The 20,859-nt window shown below is 71.9% G+C and carries 17 protein-coding genes; 4 read left to right on the top strand and 13 right to left on the bottom strand.

Annotated features, from left to right (window positions below; translation table 11 throughout):
* Nucleotides 1–11: 11 nt before the first annotated feature.
* The gene (locus ACZ6JT_RS24610; protein ID WP_469212888.1) at nucleotides 12–1,100 is read right to left on the bottom strand and encodes a DNA alkylation repair protein; all 1,089 of its coding nucleotides are present in this window, start codon (nucleotides 1,098–1,100) and stop codon (nucleotides 12–14) included.
* Between the two features lie 227 nt (nucleotides 1,101–1,327).
* Complete coding sequence (locus tag ACZ6JT_RS24605) at nucleotides 1,328–2,017, bottom strand: hypothetical protein (RefSeq protein WP_469212887.1); 690 nt, start codon at nucleotides 2,015–2,017, stop codon at nucleotides 1,328–1,330.
* 312 nt (nucleotides 2,018–2,329) lie between these two features.
* Here ACZ6JT_RS24605 and ACZ6JT_RS24600 point away from each other — a divergent pair, with 312 nt between their 5' ends.
* Nucleotides 2,330–3,895, top strand: coding sequence for an APC family permease (locus tag ACZ6JT_RS24600; RefSeq protein WP_469212885.1), 1,566 nt, complete (start codon nucleotides 2,330–2,332; stop codon nucleotides 3,893–3,895).
* A 135-nt stretch (nucleotides 3,896–4,030) separates the two neighbouring features.
* The gene (locus tag ACZ6JT_RS24595; protein ID WP_469212884.1) at nucleotides 4,031–4,300 is read left to right on the top strand and encodes a hypothetical protein; all 270 of its coding nucleotides are present in this window, start codon (nucleotides 4,031–4,033) and stop codon (nucleotides 4,298–4,300) included.
* A gap of 36 nt (nucleotides 4,301–4,336) precedes the next feature.
* On the opposite strand, the gene ACZ6JT_RS24590 is transcribed toward ACZ6JT_RS24595, so the two are convergent.
* The gene (locus ACZ6JT_RS24590; protein ID WP_365472856.1) at nucleotides 4,337–4,735 is read right to left on the bottom strand and encodes a VOC family protein; all 399 of its coding nucleotides are present in this window, start codon (nucleotides 4,733–4,735) and stop codon (nucleotides 4,337–4,339) included.
* Between the two features lie 161 nt (nucleotides 4,736–4,896).
* Between ACZ6JT_RS24590 and ACZ6JT_RS24585 the strand changes: the two genes are divergently transcribed.
* Nucleotides 4,897–7,713 carry a hypothetical protein gene (locus tag ACZ6JT_RS24585; protein ID WP_469212883.1) on the top strand — a complete coding sequence of 939 codons (2,817 nt, stop codon included), beginning with the start codon at nucleotides 4,897–4,899 and terminating at the stop codon, nucleotides 7,711–7,713.
* Nucleotides 7,714–7,780: 67 nt separating this feature from the next.
* Here the strand turns inward: ACZ6JT_RS24585 and ACZ6JT_RS24580 are convergent, their stop codons facing one another.
* Together ACZ6JT_RS24580 and ACZ6JT_RS24575 are read right to left on the bottom strand one after the other, a co-directional pair.
* The gene (locus tag ACZ6JT_RS24580; RefSeq protein ID WP_469212881.1) at nucleotides 7,781–8,023 is read right to left on the bottom strand and encodes a DUF397 domain-containing protein; all 243 of its coding nucleotides are present in this window, start codon (nucleotides 8,021–8,023) and stop codon (nucleotides 7,781–7,783) included.
* Nucleotides 8,020–8,856 (bottom strand): helix-turn-helix domain-containing protein, encoded by an 837-nt coding sequence (locus tag ACZ6JT_RS24575; protein ID WP_469213278.1) that lies wholly within the window; start codon nucleotides 8,854–8,856, stop codon nucleotides 8,020–8,022. Before ACZ6JT_RS24575 ends, ACZ6JT_RS24580 begins: the two co-directional genes overlap by 4 nt.
* A gap of 129 nt (nucleotides 8,857–8,985) precedes the next feature.
* Here ACZ6JT_RS24575 and ACZ6JT_RS24570 point away from each other — a divergent pair, with 129 nt between their 5' ends.
* Nucleotides 8,986–9,426 carry an ATP-binding protein gene (locus ACZ6JT_RS24570; RefSeq protein ID WP_469212879.1) on the top strand — a complete coding sequence of 147 codons (441 nt, stop codon included), beginning with the start codon at nucleotides 8,986–8,988 and terminating at the stop codon, nucleotides 9,424–9,426.
* A 7-nt stretch (nucleotides 9,427–9,433) separates the two neighbouring features.
* On the opposite strand, the gene ACZ6JT_RS24565 is transcribed toward ACZ6JT_RS24570, so the two are convergent.
* From ACZ6JT_RS24565 to ACZ6JT_RS24530, 8 genes are all read right to left on the bottom strand, one after another.
* Nucleotides 9,434–9,985 carry a hypothetical protein gene (locus tag ACZ6JT_RS24565; protein ID WP_469212878.1) on the bottom strand — a complete coding sequence of 184 codons (552 nt, stop codon included), beginning with the start codon at nucleotides 9,983–9,985 and terminating at the stop codon, nucleotides 9,434–9,436.
* Between the two features lie 51 nt (nucleotides 9,986–10,036).
* Entirely contained in the window at nucleotides 10,037–10,729 is a 693-nt protein-coding gene (locus tag ACZ6JT_RS24560; RefSeq protein ID WP_469212876.1) for a hypothetical protein, read from the bottom strand.
* Nucleotides 10,730–10,811: 82 nt separating this feature from the next.
* Nucleotides 10,812–11,672 (bottom strand): TIGR03619 family F420-dependent LLM class oxidoreductase, encoded by an 861-nt coding sequence (locus ACZ6JT_RS24555; protein WP_469212874.1) that lies wholly within the window; start codon nucleotides 11,670–11,672, stop codon nucleotides 10,812–10,814.
* 121 nt (nucleotides 11,673–11,793) lie between these two features.
* Nucleotides 11,794–13,002: an ADP-ribosylglycohydrolase family protein gene (locus ACZ6JT_RS24550; protein WP_469213276.1), complete on the bottom strand. Its 1,209-nt coding sequence runs from the start codon at nucleotides 13,000–13,002 to the stop codon at nucleotides 11,794–11,796.
* Between the two features lie 1,176 nt (nucleotides 13,003–14,178).
* Nucleotides 14,179–16,755, bottom strand: a complete 2,577-nt coding sequence (locus tag ACZ6JT_RS24545; RefSeq protein WP_469212873.1) for a bifunctional FO biosynthesis protein CofGH — start codon at nucleotides 16,753–16,755, stop codon at nucleotides 14,179–14,181.
* Between the two features lie 51 nt (nucleotides 16,756–16,806).
* A complete protein-coding gene (locus ACZ6JT_RS24540; protein ID WP_469212871.1) occupies nucleotides 16,807–17,589 on the bottom strand; it encodes an SDR family oxidoreductase in 783 nt (260 codons plus the stop codon).
* A gap of 888 nt (nucleotides 17,590–18,477) precedes the next feature.
* On the bottom strand, nucleotides 18,478–18,981 hold the full coding sequence (locus ACZ6JT_RS24535; protein WP_469212869.1) for a S1 RNA-binding domain-containing protein: 504 nt from the start codon (nucleotides 18,979–18,981) through the stop codon (nucleotides 18,478–18,480).
* A gap of 422 nt (nucleotides 18,982–19,403) precedes the next feature.
* Nucleotides 19,404–20,651 (bottom strand): aminotransferase-like domain-containing protein, encoded by a 1,248-nt coding sequence (locus tag ACZ6JT_RS24530; protein ID WP_469212868.1) that lies wholly within the window; start codon nucleotides 20,649–20,651, stop codon nucleotides 19,404–19,406.
* Nucleotides 20,652–20,859 lie beyond the last annotated feature (208 nt).

The raw sequence follows: 20,859 nt of genomic DNA, 5'->3' as shown, positions 1-20,859 counted from the left end.
GCCAGGCCGGGTCAGGACGCGTCCAACGAAAATCCGGCCTCGCCCCGGACCCGGCCGTTGACCTGGAGCTGCACCAGGTGCTCGCCGGAGTGGTAGCGGCGGGTGGTGATCGGCTTGAAGGAGTGCCGCCTGGTGCCGCCGAGGGTTTCCCCGGGGGCGAGGGCGCGGGTGAGGAGCTTGAAGACCTTGGGGGTGCGGGTGCCGTTCGCCTTCGTGTGGTGCACGACGTAGTCGACGACCAGCTCGGCCGGGAGGGTGCCGGTGTTGGTGACCGCGTAGTCGAAGACGAGGTAATCGCCGACGGCGACCCGGGGGGTGGTCACCTCGGGCCCGCGCACCGTGACCGGCACGTCCGGGGAGTGCCCGAGCAGGGTCAGCGCCTCGGACCGGCCCGCCTTGACGAGGGTGCGCAGTCCGTGGCGTACCACGCGGTCCGTCGTGCCCGCGGGGGCGCGCAGCCAGCGGGCGGCGGTCTCGACGGCGAGCGCGGGGTGGTCCCGGCTGATGTCGTTGAGGTGGTTGGAGACGGAGCGGCGGACGTACTCGGACTCGTCGCGGTAGAGGGCGTCCAGCACCGGCAGGGCCGGGCGGGGGTCGGCGACGAAGGCGGGCAGCTGCGGGGCCCACGGCAGCCGGGGCCGGGTGCCCTCGCTGGCGAGGCGCCGTACGTGCGGGTCCGGGTCGGCCGTCCACGCCCGTACGACGGCGAGGGCGCGGGCCGGGTCGGCGCGCAGGAAGGGCCGTACGGCGGACTCCGCGGTCAGCCGGGAGGTGAGGTCGTGCAGCAGCGCCAGCCCGGGCTCGAACACCTCCAGCCCGCGGACGGCGACGGCCTCGTTGACGGGTAAGGTCATCCAGCCCGCGAAGGCGGGATCGGCGAGGGCGGTGCGCACGACGGCCTCGAAGGCGGGCCAGTCCTCGGGGAGGTCGGCGAGCACGGCGTCGCGGACGGCGCCGACGCGGCCGCTGTACGTCAGCCCGTCGAGGGCGCCGGCGCGGGCGCGCAGGGCGGGCGCGGACCGGCGGCCGCCCGCCCGGGCGAGCAGCCGGGCCAGGGTGCTGACGGTTTCCGCGCTGAGGAGCTCATCGGCCGTGGGCATGGGGACAGTCTCGCGGATGCGGGGCCGTGCCGGGGGCGGGTGCGCCGGTGGGCTGCGCCGCTCGGGCGGGGTCGGGTGGGGGCCGGTGGTGCCGGGGCCGGGCGCGCGCCGGGGCGTCTCCTCGGGCGCCGAACGTGGCGAGGGGTCGGAGTGCGGAGCCTCGTTGCGTTCGACGCCCTGCGGGGATCACCCCGGCACACACCCGACCCCGTCCCGACCGGCGCCGCTCAGTCCACGTAGTAGTCGGTGAGGACGCAGCCCTTCACCAAGGCCGGTTCCTTCCGGAAGCCGCTCGGCGGGTTGAAGTCCGCGTGGCAGTTCAGCATCAGCAGCCCGGCCTGCGGGGTCAGCAGGGCGCTCATGGCGTCCGAGCTCTCGGAGCCCATGGCGAAGTCCTGCCCGATGACGATGCCGCTGTTGGGGTCCCCGCCCTGCTTCGCGGCGGTCTCGGCCTTGAAGGCGGTCTGGAAGGCCTTCGCGTCCTTGATCATGTAGATGCTGGTGCGGCCCCGGCTGCCGCAGGTCCCGCGCTCGGTGACGGTGCCGGCCTGGAAGAACTTCTCGTCCGGGCCCGTGCTCGACCTGGTGCCCGCGGGGATGGCCTTGATCGGGTCGCAGGGGGTGAACCCGTTGACGAAGCGGGCGGCCGCGGCCATGGTCGCCGCCTTGGGCAGCTTCTGGAAGGCCGTTCCGTCCTTGGGGGCATTGCCGTTGACGCCGCCGTTCTTCGTCGGGTTCTCCAGCGTGCCCTCATGGGGGCCGCCGTCGCCGGTGCCGTTGGCGGCGCCGTTCGCGCCGGCCGCAACGGAATCCCCGCCGACACCGCCGAGCGGCGGGTTGTCGCCGCCTCCGCAGCCGGTGAGGGAGAGCAGGGCCGCGGTGGCCGAGACGGTGATGATCAGTGGCTTGAAACGCATGTGCGCGGTGTCCCCCCGTGGATGACCTTGAACGGCGGCGACTGTAGGGCGCTGATCATGTCCGCGGCAAACCGGGCGGCGGAAAACTCGCACGGGAAAGTTTGAAATGCCCCAAAACGGACACCGCTACGGTTTCCGCATCCTGAAAGCTTCTCTCGAGGGCCTGCTGAACCATGGCCCCAGGCAGAAGTGAACCTTGTATTAAGTGTTCGTGAAGTCTCTCGACCTCAGGATTCCAAGGCGTTCGGGCGGGCCGGATTCCGGACTTCGATCCTCCAGATGTGGAAAACGCACCATCTAACGTCCTGACCCATGACTCAGCTGGACGTTCGGCCTCGGGCCGGAGACACGGTAAGCGGCGTCGCCGAGGGCGACGTTCGCGGCAAGGGCCTCGGCAAGGGCTCCGTCGGCCTCGTGGGAAGCGCCGTCATCGGCATTTCCACCGTCGCCCCCGTCTACTGCCTGACCTCGACCCTCGGCTCCACCGCGGGGGAGGTGGGCCTGCAGATGCCGGCCATCTTCCTCGCCGGCTTCCTGCCGATGCTGCTGGTCGCCTTCGCGTACCGCGAGCTCAACAAGGCCATGCCGGACTGCGGCACCTCCTTCACCTGGACCGTCAAGGCCTTCGGCCCGCGGATCGGCTGGATGTGCGGCTGGGGCCTGGTGATCGCCACGATCATCGTCCTGTCCAACCTCGCGGGCGTCGCCACCTCCTACTTCTGGCTGCTGGCCGGTGAGATCACCGGCAACGACTCGATCGCGGCCCTGGACGACAACAAGCTCGTCCACATCGCCACCTGCCTGACGCTGATCGCCGTCGCGACCGCCATCAGCTACCGCGGCATGACCGCCACCAAGGGCGTCCAGTACGCGCTGGTCGGCCTCCAGCTCGTCGTGCTGGCCATCTTCGTCGCGATGGCCTTCCAGAAGGCCTCCGCCGGCACCTTCGACACCGGCCTGGACTTCTCCTGGTCCTGGATGAACCCCTTCGCGGTCGAGTCCATGGCGGCCTTCACCGCCGGACTCTCGCTCTCGATCTTCATGTACTGGGGCTGGGACGCGTGCCTGGCCACCAACGAGGAGACCACCGGCTCCACGAAGACCCCCGGCCGCGCCTCGCTCATCGCCATGGTCGTCCTGGTCGGCTCCTACCTCGCCACCGGCGTCGCCGCCCAGATGGCCGTCGGTGCGGGCGGCGAAGGCCTGGGCCTCGCCAACGAGGAGACCTCCGGCAACGTCTTCGCGGCCCTCGCCGGCCCGGTGATGGGCCCCGTGCTCGGCATCCTGCTCTTCGTGGCCGTCCTGGCCTCCGCCGCGGCGTCCCTGCAGACCACCTTCATCCCGGTGGCCCGCACGGTCCTCGCCATGTCGACGTACGAGGCGCTGCCGCCCTCCTACGCCAAGGTCCACCCGAAGTTCAAGACCCCGGGCCGCGCCACCGTCATGGCGGGCGTCGCCACCGGAGCCTTCTACACGGTGATGACCCTGGTCAGCGAGAACGTCCTGACCGACACGATCTTCGCGCTCGGCCTGATGATCTGCTTCTACTACTCGCTGACGGCCTTCGCCTGCGCCTGGTACTTCCGCGCCGAGCTGCGCCGCTCCACCCGCGACCTGCTCTTCAAGGGCGTCTTCCCGGTCCTGGGCGGGCTGCTGCTGGCCGCGGTCTTCTTCAAGACCCTCTACGACGCCTGGGACCCGGCGTACGGCTCCGGCTCCACCATCCCGGGCCTCGGCGTCGGCAACGTCTTCGTCATCGGCGTCGGCCTGCTGGCCCTCGGCCTGGTCATCATGTTCGTCACCGAGCGCCGCAGCCCCGCCTTCTTCCGCGGCCAGGTCCTGACGAAGTCCACCCCGGCCCTGGTGGTCGAGGACTGACCACCTCCGCGCAGCCCCGCTGAGTCATCCCCGCGGCCCCGGATCGTTCCCCCCCGATCCGGGGCCGCCGGCGTTCCGGGCGGGCCCGGGCGGTGACTCGCGGTGGGGGGAGTCGTTGGGCCTGGCATGAACGCCATGAAGCGCACTCTCGCCGCCCTGGTCGTCACCGGTGGCGCCGCCCTCGCACTCACCCCCGTCGCCGCGCACGCCGACGAGCCCACCGCTCAGGCGCCGCCGGTCGTCGACCGGGTCGTCGACATCGTCGACCACCCGGCCCGGACCGTCAACGACGCGAAGACCGCGGTCGAGGTCACCTCCTCCGCCGCCGGCCACGCCGCGGGAGCCACGGACGCCTCCCTCACCGGGCCCCTGCACACCCTCCCCAAGCCCCCCTCGGTCAAGTGACCCGACGCCGGCCGGTACGGGCGACCAGGAGGCCGCTCAGCCCCAGGTGCGGGAGCAGAGCACGAGCCGGTAGCCGTCCGGGTCCTCGATGGTGACCCCCCACTCGTCCCAGTACGGGTTGTGGGCGGCGACCCGCGTCCCGCCGTGCTCGACGAGCCGCTGGACCAGGGCCTCGTCCGGCGTCTCCCCGAGGTAGAGCACGAAGAGGTCGTCGACGGTCGGCACGGGCAGGATCGGGTTCGAGGCGTCACGGGTCAGCTCGAAGTGCCAGCCGCCGCCGGCCGGACCGACCATCAGCAGGTCGTGCTCCCCGGGCGCGCTCCCGGTGGTGCGCCACTGCACCTCCAGGCCGAGCCCGTCGACGTAGAAGCGTTCGGCGGCCTTCAGGTCGAGGGAGGGCCGGGCGACGCGGACATGTGTACGTGAATCGATCATGTGCGGCAGCGTACGAAACCCGTTCCGGGCACGGGAAGTTCAGCCACGCCAATGCCTTGGCCCGTAGGTGAACGGGTGTGCGACGATCACTCGTCGCACACCACCCTGGGGGGTTCATGCCAATCGCCTCGGCGTCCGAGAGACGCCCGATTTCCACCGTAGTGACCTGTCTGCTCGCCGTCCTCGCCGCACTCCTCCTGCCCGTGAGCGCCGCTCAGGCCGCACCGGCAGCCGAGGACTGCGTCCGCGTCGCCGAGGGGCGATACGCGGGCAACTTCACCACGGCCGGGCAGACGCACTGCCTGGAGCTGCCGAGCCCGCAGGGCGCCCGGATCGCAGCCCTCACCTCGCGCGGTGGAGCGGGTGTGGCCGTCCAGGTCGAGGTGGTCGACCGGAACGGCACCGCACAGTGCACCACCGGCGCCCTCGTCCAGGGCTCCTGCGCCCTGACCGGAATGGCGCCGTTCCGCGCGCTGGTGCACGCCGACGACACGGCCGCCACCGGCTCGTACGGCGTCCACTTCGTCCGTACGGACGTACTCCAGGCGGGCTGTCAGGTCCTGCCCGCCGCAAGCTTCGCCGACGACGCGAGCGCCGTGCGGCTGGAGACCGGCAACGGGGTCTTCTCGCACTGCCTGACCATCCCGGCCGGCGCGCACTCCACGGACGAACTCCTCCGGATCCGCTACGGCTACCCGGACGACCTGGAGCTGCGCCCGGACTGGGTGATCAGCCTGATCGACACCGAGGGCAACGGGGCCTCCTGCTACACGCACCCCGCGCCGGGCCAGCCGATCCGTACGGACGGCCTCAGCAGCTGCTCCTTCACCCCCGGCAAGGCGTACACCGTGCTCGTGGAGGGCCAGAACGCCCCGCGCAGCCACACCCTGGACCGCCGCGACGTCACCGCGACGGCAAAGGGCTGTGCCGCCTCCGCCGCGACGGCGGTCGGCGCCCCGGCCACGACCGGCACGCCCGGCCAGAACGGCTCCCTGCACTGCCACCGGATCACCACGGCCGCCGCCACCGACCGGCTGCGCGTCAACGTCCGGGACGCCCACAACAGCACCCACACCCTGGTCATGGACGACGCCGGCGGCATCGCCTGCCACCAGAAGACCTCGGCGTGCACGGTCACCGGCTCCACGGGCTACCAGGTCATCACCCAGGTGCCGGACGGCTGGTCCCTCCCCGGTTCCTACCGTCTCGACGCCTGGCGGATCGCCACGGCCGCCGGCCCCGCGCCGGAGTGCGCGCGGTCCGGATCGGTGGCGTACGGGTACGGCCCCCTGACCGGCACGCTCTCCGAAGAACGCACCGGCGTGTGCGCCGTCCTGTCGAGCGTCTCGGATGACCGTTTCAGGGCCGACATCACCGCCACGGACGGCGGGATTTCCACCCCGGAGCCCACGCTCTACAACACGACCTGGAACAACCTCTGCAGCGGCACCTCGGCCCCGTACGACTGCCAGGCCGACGACCAGAGCCTGTTCGTCCTCGCGCTGCCGGAACGGGCGAGCCGTACGGCCTACCGCGCCGAGCTCGTCTGCACCAACGCACCCTGCGGCCCCGAGGACCTGTCCGTCGGCACGGTCACGCCGACCACCGCACAGAGCGGTACGGTCGCCACCCTCACCGTGCAGGGCACGGCTCTGGGCATGAACACCACCGTCGAGCTGACCGGCGGCCCGGCACCGCTGACGGCCACGACCGTCTCGGTCTCCGACGACGCCCGGACACTGAAGGCGACGGTGGACTTGCGCACGGCCCCCGCCGGCAGCTGGAACATCAGTGTCGTCGCCCTCAACTTCCGCTACGCACAGGGCACGCTGACGGTGACCCCGCCCGCCGGAGCCGGCCAGGGCACGTACAAGCCGATCACGCCGACGCGGTTGATGGACACGCGTAGTGGTTTGGGTGTGCCGAAGGCGAAGGTGGGTCAGGGCGGGACGGTGACCTTGCAGGTCGCGGGCACGGCAGGGATTCCGGCGTCGGGTGTGACGGCGGTCGTCCTGAACGTGACGGCTACCGACCCCACCGAGGGCAGCTACGTCTCGGTGTACCCCAACGGCACCACTCGTACCAGCGCGTCGAACCTGAACTTCACGGCGGGGCAGACGATCCCGAACCTGGTGGTCGTTCCCGTGGTGAACGGGAAGGTCAGCTTCTACAACAACGCAGGTTCGGTCGATCTGATCGCGGATGTGGCCGGCTTCTACACGACCGACGGCTCGGGTTCGACGTACAAGCCGATCACGCCGACCCGTCTGATGGACACGCGTGGCGGAATCGGTGTGCCGAAGGCGAGGGTGGGTCAGGGTGGAACGGTGACCTTGCAGGTCGCGGGTACGGCAGGGATTCCGGCGTCGGGTGTGACGGCGGTCGTCCTGAACGTCACGGCCACCGACCCCACCGAGGGCAGCTACGTCTCGGTGTACCCCAACGGCACCACCCGTACCAGCGCGTCGAACCTGAACTTCACGGCGGGGCAGACGATCCCGAACCTGGTGGTCGTTCCCGTGGTGAACGGGAAGGTCACCTTCTACAACAACGCGGGATCCGTCGACCTCATCGCCGATGTGGCCGGCTACTACACGACCGACGGCTCGGGTTCGACGTACAAGCCGATCACGCCGACCCGTCTGATGGACACGCGTGGCGGAATCGGTGTGCCGAAGGCGAGGGTGGGCCAGGGTGGAACGGTGATCTTGCAGGTCGCGGGTACGGCAGGGATTCCGGCGTCGGGTGTGACGGCGGTCGTCCTGAACGTGACGGCTACCGACCCCACCGAGGGCAGCTACGTCTCGGTGTACCCCAACGGCACCACTCGTACCAGCGCGTCGAACCTGAACTTCACGGCGGGGCAGACGATCCCGAACCTGGTGGTCGTTCCCGTGGTGAACGGGAAGGTCAGCTTCTACAACAACGCGGGATCCGTCGACCTCATCGCCGATGTGGCCGGCTACTTCACGTCGTAGGGCTCACCGGTCACCGGACACGACAGGGTCTCCCCGGAAAGACGGGGAGGCCCTGTCGCTTTTTCAGCTACTCCGTGACGCCGTCGAGGAAGACACCCCAGCTCGCGGGCGTCACGGCGAGCTCGGGGCCGGCCGTTACCTTGGAGTCCCGGACGTGGACCGCGTCCGCGCAGGCGGCGACCTCGACGCAGTCGTCGCCCTGGCTACCGCTGTACGTGGACTTGTGCCAGGAGAGGGCGACCTCGACGCAGCTGTCGCCCTGGCTGCCGCTGTAGCTGCTCTTGAACCACCGCAACCGGGAGCTGTTCACAGGGATCCTCGCATTCGCATCAACAGGCCCGCGCTGTCGGCGGGATTGAGGGCCTGGATGCGAAGTTTGGCATACCGCTGGTGGAGGAGGCTGATGTCTTTCGGGTCGGAAATCACCTGGCCCGACTGCTGCCCCTCGGTGTAGCCGAGCCACTCGTGCTCATCGGTTTCCAGGAGTTGGAAGGGGCCGTCGGTACCTGCGTGATCCGGGCTGACCGTCGGCATGATCTGGATGTCGACGTTGGGGAGCCTGGCGCACTCCAAGAGGCGGTCGATCAGCTCCCGCGTGACCTCGGGGCCGCCCGTCCGCCGCTCGATCAGCGCCTGCTCGATGATGAAGCTGAAGAGGATGTACGGGGTGCGGAACAGCAGCTTCTGCCGTTCCATGCGGACCGTCACGCGAGCGTCGGCCTCTTCGGAGGTCGCCAGAGGCGGAACGTTGTCGATGAGGGCGCGGGCGTAGGACTCGGGTTGCAGCAGCCCGGGCACGGACCGGCACTCGTACGTGTTGAGCGTGACAGCCGTCTCCTCCAGCTCCGCCCACCGCCGGAACCAGGACGCCAGCCCCCGCCGCCGGGACAGCCGCTTCGCCGCGATGTCGATGACGCCGAAGGTGTCCAACACCATCTCGGTCTTGCTGATGAACTTCCGGGACGGGTGGCGGCGGCCCTGCTCGACCGAGCCGACGTACTGGACCGAGTAGCCGATCAGTGGGGCCAGTTGCTCCTGAGTCAGGCCGGCACGTCTACGGGATGCCTTGACGGTCTCGCCGAAGCTGCGCAGGGTGTCATCCGGTTCGACCTCGCCGTCACCGCTGTCGTCGGCACTCACCATGGCGGTCACCTCCCCGACAGGAATGTTCACGCACGGTGACTCCCACTGTCCAGGGAGTGGACTCGTACAGTTGGTTTGTACGAGTCCGGGTGGTGTTGAACCGCCCAGGCCAGGCGGGACGTTGGCGCCATGACCACACCCCCCGGGCAGGCACCGGCCCTCGTACGCGTGTTCACTCAGCGTTTCAGTTCCACCCGGCGCGGGGCCCGCCTCGCCCGCCAGTTGGCACTCGTCGAGCTGCACGAGTGGGGGTTTCCCGAATCCACCGGGCTGTCCGCCGACGCCGGGCTGCTCGTGGCCGAGCTCGCCGCCAACGCCGTCACCCACGGCCGGGTGCCCGGGCGGGACTTCGAGCTCAAGCTGACGCTGCTGGAGAACGCCCTGCGCGTCGAGGTGTCCGACGCCCGGCGTGACCGCCGCCCCACCCCGCTGCCGCATGCCTACCAGGCCGAATCCGGCTACGGCCTCCGTATCGTCGAGGCCGTCGCCGCCGGCTGGGGCGTTACGGACCGGCTGATCGGCAAAACGGTCTGGGCCGAGTTGGCCCGCCGGGCGAGCCACCGGACGTAGGCGTGGGTCAGGACCGCCAGCGCGGCGCTTCGTCGTCCGGGGTGTCCGGGCTGGCGAAGTGGAACGGTACGCCGAGGTGGGCGGCCAGGGCGCCGCCCGCGCGGGTGGCGGCCGCCGCCGACGGGTGCTGCGGGCCGGGGTCGGCGCCCCCCAGGGCGCGTACGGCCGTACCCCGGTAGATCGTGGCCAGGCCCTTCTCCCCGGCGGGCTCGTCCGTGATCGCCAGCAGCTTCACGAACCAGTCGTGGACGGTGTCCCCGTCCCAGACGGCCTCGATCGCCACCACGCGGCCGCTGACGCCGAGGGCGAGGGCGGAGAGCGAGTCCAGGTCGAGCGGCGAGTCGGGCGTACGGGCCACGCGGTCGCCGAAGTGCCGGTAGCGCAGGTGGACGATCTCCTGCGCCTCTCGCAGGCCGACGCCCTGGGCGCGGCCCGCCTCCCAGACGAGCCGCACCGCCTGGAAGCGCCCGTCCTGCAGGACGTAGCCGTCGGCCTGCGTCCGGATCCCGGCCGGAAGGGCCTGCCACTGGTTTCCGGCGTCCGGTCCTCGGTTCGTCATGGCGTCATGATCGGCGCGCCGGGCGACGGCCGTCGAAGGGATTTCGGCCGGCTACCCCCGCGAGCGCCCGGGCGGACCGTACTTGAGGCGGTGCAGCTCGGCGATCTCCCGGTCCGAGCGGCGGCGCTGACCGGCCGAGAACATCGTGCCGCCGATGAGGACGAACAGGCCGCCGGTGATGCCCAGGCCCAGCGGGTCGAGGGCACGGCTGCCCGTGGTCTCCATCCACGGGTCGAGGCCGCCGAGCCGGTCCTCGAAGAGGACGACGTGCCCGCCCGGTGCCACCTGCGCGTAGCAGTTCCGGATGGCGTCGAGCTCGTGGCTCTCGCCCGAGGGCTCGACGACACGGCAGTAGAAGCGGGTGTCGCCCTTGGCGTTGGCGAACTCGCGGGACTCCGCGACCACCGCGTCCACCCGTTCGCCGAGCAGCTTCAGGTACGACTCGTTCAGGTTGGATCCGGCGAAGACGCCGAGCGCCATGGTGCCGAAGCCCACGAGGGTGGCGGCTCCCGCCCGGTTCCAGAACGTGCCGGCGACGCCCGCGCCGAGGCCGGCCGCGGCGAGGACGACGAGCACGCCGACGTACAAGAGGCCGTACGGGAACTGGGAGACGAAGCCGCCCAGCGTGCCGCCCCCGGCGACGAGCGCGGCCCAGAACAGGGAGTTCCGTGTACGCCCCGCCCGGGGCGCGCCCGCCTGCTCCGTGGGCCCGGATGCCCGGGCCACCGTGTCGGCCGTGTCCATGTCGCTCTCCTCCGAGCCCCCGTGTGTAATCCGCCCGAGCCTACGCAGCGGCCGGCCGGGCGTGTCCGGAGGGCCCAAGGGCTCAGAGGTACTGGGCGAACTCGTCCAGGGCGCGCAGCACCTGCGGCTTCGGCGCCGAGGGCAGCTGGAGGACGACCTCCTCGATGCCCAGGTCGGCGTAGTGGCTCAGCTTGCCGGGGCTGGGCTGGACCGCGTACGGGACCACCTGGAGCGACTTGGGGTCGCGTCCGGCGGTCTCCCAGACCTGGCGCAGCACCGGGAGCGTCTCGGTGAGGCCGCCGCCGCCGATCGGGAGCCAGCCGTCGGCGTGGTCGGCGATGGCGGCGAAGAGCTTCGGTCCGGCCGCACCGCCGATCAGGGTGCGGGGGCCGTGCAGGGGGACGCCGGGGGCGAGTTCGCGCGGGGTCTGGACCGGCTTCGGGTGGGCGCTGCTCGCCTGGACGGAGCAGTACTGGCCGACGTACGCCGTGGGCTCCGGGGCCCACAGGGCGCGCATCAGGGCCATGCGGTCGCGGACCAGCTCGCGGCGGGTGGGCCACTCGACGCCGTGGTCGGCGGCCTCCTCGACGTTCCAGCCGTAGCCGATCCCCAGGGTGAAACGGCCGCCGGAGAGGTGGTCCAGGGTCGCGACCTGCTTCGCGAGGTCGATCGGGTCGTGCTGGGCGACGAGGGTGATGCCGGTGCCGAGGTGCAGGCGCTCGGTCACGGCGGCGGCCTGGCCGAGGGCCACGAAGGGGTCGAGGGTGCGCCCGTACATCTCGGGGAGTTCGCCGCCCATGGGGGCGGCGGTGTCGCGGGCCACCGGGATGTGGGTGTGCTCCGGGAGGTAGAGGCCGGAGAAGCCGCGCTCCTCCAGGCTGCGGGCCAGGCGTACGGGGGAGATGGTGCGGTCGGTGAGGAAGATGGTCGTGGCGATCCGCATGGGTACTGGCACCTCCGAGACGTGGGACCCGCAACGGTACGGGCTGGACCCGCGATTGTTGAGGGGGCGTCAGGGGCGGTGGCGTGCTTCGGCCGTACGCCCGCCGTACGCCCGCCGTGCGTCAGCCGCGCGGGTAGCGGGCCAGCCAGCCGGGGGAGGCCTCCGTGGGGCTGTGGAGGCTCGGGCCCTGGGTCATCTCCAGGGCGAAGTCCTCGGCCATCTCCAGCAGCGTGGCCCGGCCTTCGAGCTCGGCGAGCCAGGCGGCCGGGAGGGCCGTCTCGCCGTGGAGGGCCCCGAGCAGCGCCCCGCACAGGGCGCCGGCGGCGGTGGAGTCGCCGCCGTGGTTGACGGCGAGGCGCAGGCCGTGGGCGATGTCCTCGGCGACGAGGGCGCAGTAGACGGCGACGGCGAGCGCGTCGGCGGCGTCGGGGCGGTCGTGGCCGTCGGGGCCGTCGGGGCGGTCCGGGTCCGTGTCGGCGCCGTCGGCCGTCCGGCCGAGGGTTTCGACGGCCCGGGGACCGGGCGAGCCCTGGGTGACGGCCGACAGGGCGCGCTGGAGGGCGTCCGTGACGGGCTGGTGGCCGGGGCGGGCGCCCAGCAGGCCCAGGGTCCGCTGGACGGCCGAGTCGAGGGAGTCGCCGCGGGTCAGGCCGTGGACGATGACGGCGAGCGCGCCGGCCGAGAGGGAGGCGGTCGGGTGGCCGTGGCTCTGCGCCGCGCACTCGACGGCGAGCTGGAGGACGAGGGCCGGCTCCCAGCCGACCAGCAGCCCGAAGGGGGCCGAGCGGGTGGCGGCGGCGGTGCCGCGGGCGGCGGGGTTCTTCGGCTGGTCGAGGGTGCCGAGGACGTCGTCGGCGAAGCCGGTCAGGCAGGCGCGGTCCGGGCCGCGGCGGGCGTAGAGCCACTCCTGCCGCGCGAGCCAGCCGTTGTCCTTGCGGCGCTCGTCGGGGCCCCAGTCGTGCTGGGTGGCGGCCCAGCGCAGGTAGGCGCGGTGGATGTCGGTGGGCGGGTGCCAGGCGCCGGTGTCCCGGCGTACGTGGGCCCGTATCAGCCCGTCCACGGTGAAGAGGGTGAGCTGGGTGGCGGCGGTGACCCGGCCGCGGCGGCCGTGGGCGGGCGCCGGCGCGGTGAGGCCGTCGGGACCGTGGGCCTCGCGGATGCCGTCGAGGGTGAGGCCGGCGAGGGGCGCACCGAGGGCGTCGCCCAGCGCGGAGCCGAGGAGGGTGCCGCGGACACGGCTGCGGAAGTCCTGCTGCTCGATGCGGCCCCACAGCCCGGTGACGACGGCCCGCCCGAGCGTCCGCCCGTCGCCTGCGGCGGGCTCGGCCACCCCCTGCCCCGCGGGCCCGGCTACAGGTCCGGCCACGGGCCCGTGCACGCCGCCGTGCCCGACGGTGCCGCCGCCAGCGCCGTGGCCGACACCGACGGCGTGCCCGACACCGTGCCCGACCCCCACACCGTGCCCGGCGGTGCCGTCGCCGACGGCGTGCCCGGCGGGGCCGTCGTCGGCCGCGGGTGCGGGCAGGTGGCCGGGTAGGGCCGTGGGCTGTTGCCGGGGTCCGGCCGCGGCTGCGGGCCCGTACCCGGCGGGGCCGTCCATGCCCGCGGCCGGAACCAGGCCCACGGGTACGGCCGTGGGGGTGGCGGGGCCGGCTTCGCCGAAGAGTGCGGGCGGGGGGCCGGTTTCGGGGCCCGCCCCCTGCCCTGCGGGCCCGGCGGCGAACCGGGCCCCGTATCCGCCGGATCCGGTCAGGTCCAGGGGCGGGGGCCCTGCCGCGGGTTCGGAGCCGGCCGGCGGTGCGCCGGGCACGCACGCGCCCATGGGCGCGGCCATGTGCCCGGGTCCGGCTGCGCCGAAGGGTGCGGGCATGGGTCCGGGTGCGGCGTACCCGGCTGCGGGGTGGACCGTCGGCTCGGCGACGAACCCTGGGCCCGGGCCCGTCGGGAGTACGGCTGCGGATCCTTCCAAGGCTCCGGGGGTGAACCCGGCCGCGGGCCCCGGCGGGGGCTCGGGGGCGGGGGTGGGCAGGGGCGGGGGCCCGGCCGGGAACCTCGCCAGGGGGCCCGTCGCGGGGCCCGGCAGGGCGCGTCCGGCTTCGGGTACCGGCCCCGTTCCGCTGTTCGTACCGATCACTTCGTCCACCCCCGGCACCGCGCTCCCCGCTGACCACTCCACCCGATGCCCGGCGCCCGGTACCGCACTCGTACCCGCCGCGCATGCGAAAGCCTCACCGTAGTGGACAGCTTCGATCGAATCCGGAAGTGGTTCGCCAAGAGGCTCGGAAGTGATCAGAGAACGGCCAGTTCGCGAATACTTCCGGCCGCCCCCTGGCTGGTGGCACGTTTTGCCACTTGCCTTCGGCCCGGATGAAGAAGGGCCGCCACCGCGGGCGACCCGGACCACCTCCCGTGGGCCGGGCGCGCGCGGACCGGCCGGACGCCACACCGGCCGGACACCGCGCGCCGCCGTCAGTCCCGCGCGCCGCCGTCCGTCCCGTACGGGCCGTCAGTCCAGTACGGGCAGCAGTTCCGGCAGGTGCCCGTCCGAGGCGCGGGCCGCGTCCTGCCGCTCCCGCGGCACCTCCCCGTACAGCGTCGTACGGGCCTTCGCGGGCCGCCCGGCCGCCTCGGCGACGGCGATCAGGTCCTGGACGGACTTGTACGAGCCGTAACTCGAACCGGCCATCCGGGAGATGGTCTCCTCCATCAGGGTCCCGCCCAGGTCGTTCGCGCCGGACCGGAGCATCTCGGCCGCGCCCTCCGCGCCCAGCTTCACCCAGCTCGTCTGGATGTTCGTGATGTGCGGGTGGAGCAGGATCCGCGCCATCGCCGTCACCGCGCGGTTGTCGCGGACCGTCGGACCGGGCCGGGCGATGCCCGCCAGGTACACGGGCGCGTTGGTGTGGATGAAGGGGAGCGTCACGAACTCCGTGAAGCCCCCGGTCCGCTGCTGGATCCGGGCCAGGGTGCGGAAGTGGCCGAGCCAGTGCCGCGGCTGGTCCACGTGCCCGTACATCATGGTCGACGAGGACCGGATGCCGAGCTCGTGCGCCGTCGTGATGACGTCGATCCAGTCGGCCGTCGGCAGCTTCCCCTTCGTGAGCACCCAGCGGACCTCGTCATCGAGGATCTCCGCCGCCGTGCCGGGGATGGAGTCCAGCCCGGCCTCCTTGGCCGCCGTCAGCCAGTCCCGTACGGACATCCCCGTCCGCGTGGCCCCGTTGACGACCTCCATCGGCGAGAAGGCGTGCACGTGCATGCCGGGGACCCGCTTCTTCACCGCGCGCGCGATGTCGAAGTACGCCGTCCCGGGCAGGTCCGGATGGATGCCGCCCTGCATGCACACCTCGACCGCCCCGACGTCCCAGGCCTGGGCCGCACGGTCCGCGACCTGGTCCAGCGACAGCGTGTACGCGTCGGCGTCCGTGCGGCGCTGCGCGAACGCGCAGAAACGGCAGCCGGTGTAGCAGACGTTGGTGAAGTTGATGTTCCGCGTCACGATGTAGGTGACGTCGTCGCCCACGACCGACTTGCGCAGGTCGTCGGCGATCCGGCACAGCGCGTCGAGGGCCGGGCCGTCCGCGTGCAGCAGCGCCAGCGCCTGCGCGTCGGTCAGCTTCGTCGGATCGTCCGCGGCCTGCGCGAGGGCGGCGCGCACGTCGGTGTCGATGCGCTCGGCCACCATCCCGGGAGCCGCCGCCTCACGCAGGGCCTCCCAGTCGCCGTAGACGTGGTCGAAGTCCTCGCGGCGGTCCCCGGTGCGGCCCTCGGAGTCGATGGTGACGTGCAGGTCGGTGCGCCCGTAGGCGACGAACCCCTCGTCGGGCTCCTGCCAGGGCCGCCCCTCGACGGTGGCGCTCTCGTCGGCCAGCCCGGTCTCCGGGTCGGCCAGCGCCCGTACGTGCGGCAGCAGCCGCGGGTCCAGCCACGGCTCGCCGCGCTGCAGGAACTCCGGATAGACGGTGAGGCGTTCGCGCAGCTCGAAGCCGGCGGCGCGGGTGCGCTCGGCCAGCTCCTCGATGTGCGGCCAGGGGCGCTCCGGGTTCACGTGGTCGGGGGTCAGCGGCGAGACCCCGCCCCAGTCGTCGATGCCGGCGCCGATGAGCAGGGCGTACTCGGCGTCCACCAGGTTCGGCGGGGCCTGGATCCGGGCGCTCGGGCCCAGGATGTGCCGGGCGACGGCGATGGCGGCGGCCAGCTCCTCCAGCTCCGCGTCCGGCATGCCGCGCATGGCGGTGTCCGGCTTGGCGCGGAAGTTCTGGACGATGACCTCCTGGATGCCGTGATAGCTGCGCTGGATCCGGCGGAGCTCGAAGAAGGCCTCGGCCCGCTCCTCGTACGACTCGCCGATGCCGATCAGCACACCGGTGGTGAAGGGGACGTTCGACCGCCCCGCGTCCTCCAGCACCCGCAGCCGTACGGCCGGTTCCTTGTCGGGGGAGCCGTGGTGGGGGCCGCCCGGCTCGGACCACAGGCGGGTGGCGGTGGTCTCCAGCATCATGCCCATGGACGGCGCGACCGGCTTGAGGCGCTGGAGGTCGGACCACGACATGACGCCGGGATTGAGGTGCGGGAGCAGCCCCGTCTCCTCCAGGACACGGATCGCCATGGCGCGGACGTAGGCGAGGGTGTCGTCGTAGCCGTGCGCGTCGAGCCACTCGCGGGCTTCGGGCCAGCGGTCCTCGGGACGGTCGCCGAGGGTGAACAGCGCTTCCTTGCAGCCCATCGCCGCGCCCTGGCGGGCGATGTCGAGGACCTCGTCGGGGGAGAGGTACAGGCCGTGGCCGGCCTTGCGGAGCTTGCCGGGCACGGTCACGAAGGTGCAGTAGTGACACCGGTCGCGGCACAGGCGGGTGAGCGGAATGAAGACCTTGCGCGAGTACGTGATGACACCGGGCCGCCCGGCGGCGGCGAGCCCGGAGTCCCTTACGCGTGCGGCGGACGCGGCGAGGTCCCGCAGGGCCTCGCCGCGCGCCTGGAGGAGCACGGCCGCCTCGGTCGCGTCGAGCGCGACGCCGTCTCGCGCCCGCCGGAGCGCGCGGCGCATCGCGTTGTCGGTCGGAGCGTCACTCGGAGTGGTCATGAGCCGAGCATACGATCCGACGTTGCGGTGGTGGGGCGGCGGTGAAGTGGCTCATCTCATCAGCTCACCGGCGTTGACCAGCAGAGACTGGCCGGTTATCGCCCGCGCCCGGTCGGAGGCGAGGAAGACGGCGGCGTCGGCGACGTCCCCGTCGGTGGCGAGATCGGGCAGCGCCATGCGCTCGGTCAGCCGCGCGTGGACCTCGGCCTCGGGGACGCCCTCGGTGTGGGCGGTGAAGGTGACGAAGGCCTGCACGGGCGGCCCCCACATCCAGCCGGGCAGCACGGTGTTGACGCGGATCCGGTGCGGGCCGAGCTCGCGGGCCATGGAGTACATGGCGGAGGTGAGGGCCCCCTTGGAGGCGGCGTAGGCGGCCTGCTGCACCTCGTTGGGCGCGGCGACGGCGGACTGCGTCCCGATGATGACCACCGCGCCTCCGCGCTCCTTGAGCGCGGGCAGACAGGCCCGGGTCATCCGCAGGGTCCCCAGCAGGTTGACGTCGATGATCTGCTGCCAGGTCCCGAAGTCGGCGTCCTCAAGGCCCCCGAAGTACGAGTCCCAGGCGGCCACGTGCACGACGGCGTCCACACCCCCGAACCGCGCGCGGGCCAGCTCGACCAGGGCCTCGCACTGCCGCTCGTCGCCGATGTCGGTCGGCAGGTGGGCGGTGTGCGTCCCGTCGGGGTCGATCTCGGCGGCGGACTTGGCGAGATTCGCCTCGGTCCGCGCTCCGAGCACGGCGTTCCCCCCGTCCCGCACGACGGCGGCGGCCACCTGATGCCCCAGCCCGGCTCCGACGCCGGAGACGATGACGGTCTTCCCTCGCAACAGCATGACGGACCTCCGGGCGGCAGGGCATATCTGACGGCGCGTCAGGCTACGACGCGGGCGCGCCGCTGTGAAGGGGCACGACCCCGACGTACGCGCCAGCCGCAGCCGCGGGCCGCCGGGGGGCGTAGGGCCGGACGCCCGGGTGGTCACCGCAGAAGGTGACGTTCCCCGTGAGGCGGTCGCCGGCGAGGCCGCCGTAGGACAGGGAGGCTCCACCCCGCAGGCCGGAAGGTCGTGGTCGGTCATCCCGCGACCGTTGACAGTGTCCTCTTCCCTGTCCCCATCGTCGGGGGGCCGGCTCAGAGCTGTCGTGCTGCGGAATTGGTCGAGAGCGGCCGTGTAATCGTCTCGGACGCCATCGTGAGCGGGCAGTGCTCCCAGCGTCCTGTCGGCCAGGTCCTCTGCTGCGCCGAGAACTGCGGTGGCCAGTGCGGCGCGGCTGACCACTGCCAGCCTCCGGGATCCGGATGTCACGCCGACTCCCGTCTTCATCGCCTTGAAGGTCAATGTGAACGAACTGTCCACGCCTATGAACCGTGTAGTGGCGGTCCGTCCCTCCAACAGGTCACGCAGGGCGTCGAGAAGCTGGGCGACCGAAAGGTGGATCATCATTCCCTGATCGGGTTGCTGGTCGGCAGAGCCGGCCTCGCCGAGCTCTCCCCGCCACGTCATGTCACCAAGGTCGAATCCACTGGGATCGCCCTGGTCGGGCCGGAGGGCGAACCTCACGATCACGACTCGCGCTCTCCTTCCAGTGGGGATCGCCTGTTGGGCGTCCACGGCCGCTCAGTACGGGCGATATCTGCGTCCGTCGTCAGTGCGCTCAGGCGGGGAGGGGTCCGCTTTCAACATCGGCGCCCGCGGGGCGCGTACCAGGGAACTTTCCGCGGCTCATCGGTGGCTCACGCCTGGGGTGGGGAGGGAGACCCTTACCTGACGGCGGTGCACATTGATGTAGTCCACCTTGACCTCGCATGCGTCACCGACCTCGAAGTCTTTCGACCCCTCAGCCCCAGCTTTTGTATGCGGCAGAAGGGCCTCGATGCCGGATGGGAGGCGCACGAAGGCTCCGATCGGGGTGAGTTTCGTGATTCGTCCCGAAGAGATCTTCCCTAGTTCACTGCGGGCAAATTCAATGAGTGGATCGGGTTCGATGTCTTGCAATGACAGAGAAATGGTGCCGCGGTCGGGGTCGGCGCTCAGGAATACGAGGGTGACCGATTGCCCGACCCGCGCAACCTGTGAAGGATGATCCAATCTCATCCAGGACAGATTCGCAGATGTGACCGTTCCGTGGACACCTCCTCCCAGGTCGATTTCCAGGTGGCGGTCGCCCACTGCGGTAACGATGCCCATGCAGACTTGTCCAGGCTGCAATGTGTCGTCCGATTGCATGTCGAGGTGTCTTCCGTTATCGGGCTGAGGCGTCATCTCAGTCGAGCCAGCGATATCCTTCGTAGAAATTGATCCATGTCACCCCGTCGATGAATGAGTTGAAATGTGGAATGTCGCCTTGGTCGATGATCCATTCCCATTCTCCTGGCCTATTGTCGTGGCTTATCCTAAGTGCTGGCCCGTCGGGTCGTCCCTGTGGGGGAAATGCTTCCAGGAACCCAGGCCTTTCGCGCCGATGAGGTCGGGAAGGAACGAACCTTCGCTTGCTGCGACGGCGGGAGTCCAATTTCACTGTTCGGTAGTGCACAGAACGAGACAGGCGCGCGGGTCCGCGGTTGCCGGCAACGGGGGGTGTCCGGGCTCAGATCGGTGAGTTGCCGGACGTTCGGCCTCCGTGGTCGCGCGGCGGGAATTCGGGGTGCTCAGATGCCGGCGTACTCCGTCAGGGCGCGGCCGAGGCGGGTCGCGCCTTCCCTGATCTCCGGTGGGGTGTGGGTAGTGAAGGAGAGGCGCAGGGTGCGGGGGTCCGGGGTGGTCGGGTGGAAGGGGGCTCCCGGGACGAAGGCGACGCCGTGAGTGACCGCCGTCTTGAGGAGGGCCGTCGCGTCGTGCCCCTCGGGCAGTCGGGCCCATATGAACATGCCGCCCGCGGGGAGGTTCCACTCGCAGTCGGCCGGGAGGGTCCGGCTCAGGGCGTCGTGCAGGGCGTCGCGCCGTTCGCGGTACGCCGTGCGGACCGTGGCGATGTGCGCGCTCAGGTCCGCCGTCGTCAGGTAGTGGGCCGCGGCGAGCTGGTCCACCGTCGAGGTGTGCAGGTCCGCGACCTGCTTCGCGACCACCGCGGCCCGGCGCAGGGCCGCCGGGGCCCGGAGCCAGCCCAGGCGAAGCCCTGGCGCCATGATCTTCGAGAAGCTGCCGATCAGGGCCGTACGGTCCTCCGCCCCCGGGTGCGCCGCGAGCCACGGGACGTCGGAGCCCTCGTAGCGGAGGTCCCCGTACGGGTCGTCCTCCACCAGCCACAGCCCGAGGCGCGCCGCGATCCGCGCCACCTCCGCACGCCGGGGGGCCGGCAGGGTGCGTCCCGTCGGGTTCTGGAAGGTGGGGACGGTGTAGAGCAGCTTCGGGCGTTCGCGGGCCACGAGGTCCGCCAGGGCCTCGGGGATGATGCCCTCCCCGTCGCAGGGCACGGCCACCACCCGCGCTCCCGCCATCCGGAAGCACTGGATCGCCGCCAGGTAGGTGGGGTCCTCGGCCAGCACCACGTCCCCGGGTTCGATCAGGGCGGCGGTGACGAGGGCGAGGGCCTGCTGGGAGCCCGAGGTGACGACGACGTCGTCCGCGTCGGTCGGCAGGCCGCGCGCCGTGGCGCGGGCGGCCACGGCCGCGCGGAGTTCCGGCGCGCCCTCGGTGGTCGAGTACTGGAGCGCGCGCCGCGCCGACACCGCGAAGGCGGCGTCGTACGCGGTCCGCAGGCCCTCGGTGTCGAAGAGCTCGGGTGCGGGGAGGCCGCCGGCGAAGGAGACGATCCCGGGGCGTTCGGTGAGCGCGAGGATCTCGCGTACGGGAGAACCCTCGACCGAGGTCGCGCGGGCGGCGAACGCGGGGGGCGGCGACGCGGGCGCGGCGGCGTCGGCGGGCAAGGCGGTGGCAGGCGTGGCGCTGGCGGGCATGGCGCTCCTCCGGGACGGGTGCGCGCATCGTAGTCAGGTGAAGTTGTAGACGCCATGTATTTATCGGGCGGTGGGCCGCGATGAGCCGCGGTGGGCCACGGCGGGCCACGGCGGGCCACGGCGGGCCGTGCTGGGCGGTGCTGGGCCGTGGGGGATGGTGACAGGCGGACCTCTCCCCATCTGACGCCACATCAGCTAGACCGTTCCC

The organism is Streptomyces sp. NPDC046308 (genome assembly GCF_055588065.1).
Note: the sequence above shows the minus strand (reverse complement) of the source record. Positions and strands in the feature narration are given on the sequence as shown.

Coding starts and splice junctions, on each gene's coding strand:
- ACZ6JT_RS24560 (WP_469212876.1), bottom strand. CDS start 10,729: ATGGACACGGCCGACACGGTGGCCCGGGCATCCGGGCCCACGGAGCAG.
- ACZ6JT_RS24575 (WP_469213278.1), bottom strand. CDS start 8,856: ATGGTGAGTGCCGACGACAGCGGTGACGGCGAGGTCGAACCGGATGAC.
- ACZ6JT_RS24590 (WP_365472856.1), bottom strand. CDS start 4,735: ATGATCGATTCACGTACACATGTCCGCGTCGCCCGGCCCTCCCTCGAC.
- ACZ6JT_RS24610 (WP_469212888.1), bottom strand. CDS start 1,100: ATGCCCACGGCCGATGAGCTCCTCAGCGCGGAAACCGTCAGCACCCTG.
- ACZ6JT_RS24530 (WP_469212868.1), bottom strand. CDS start 20,651: ATGCCCGCCAGCGCCACGCCTGCCACCGCCTTGCCCGCCGACGCCGCC.
- ACZ6JT_RS24535 (WP_469212869.1), bottom strand. CDS start 18,981: ATGCAATCGGACGACACATTGCAGCCTGGACAAGTCTGCATGGGCATC.
- ACZ6JT_RS24570 (WP_469212879.1), top strand. CDS start 8,986: ATGACCACACCCCCCGGGCAGGCACCGGCCCTCGTACGCGTGTTCACT.
- ACZ6JT_RS24600 (WP_469212885.1), top strand. CDS start 2,330: ATGACTCAGCTGGACGTTCGGCCTCGGGCCGGAGACACGGTAAGCGGC.
- ACZ6JT_RS24555 (WP_469212874.1), bottom strand. CDS start 11,672: ATGCGGATCGCCACGACCATCTTCCTCACCGACCGCACCATCTCCCCC.
- ACZ6JT_RS24545 (WP_469212873.1), bottom strand. CDS start 16,755: ATGACCACTCCGAGTGACGCTCCGACCGACAACGCGATGCGCCGCGCG.
- ACZ6JT_RS24540 (WP_469212871.1), bottom strand. CDS start 17,589: ATGCTGTTGCGAGGGAAGACCGTCATCGTCTCCGGCGTCGGAGCCGGG.
- ACZ6JT_RS24565 (WP_469212878.1), bottom strand. CDS start 9,985: ATGACGAACCGAGGACCGGACGCCGGAAACCAGTGGCAGGCCCTTCCG.
- ACZ6JT_RS24595 (WP_469212884.1), top strand. CDS start 4,031: ATGAAGCGCACTCTCGCCGCCCTGGTCGTCACCGGTGGCGCCGCCCTC.
- ACZ6JT_RS24605 (WP_469212887.1), bottom strand. CDS start 2,017: ATGCGTTTCAAGCCACTGATCATCACCGTCTCGGCCACCGCGGCCCTG.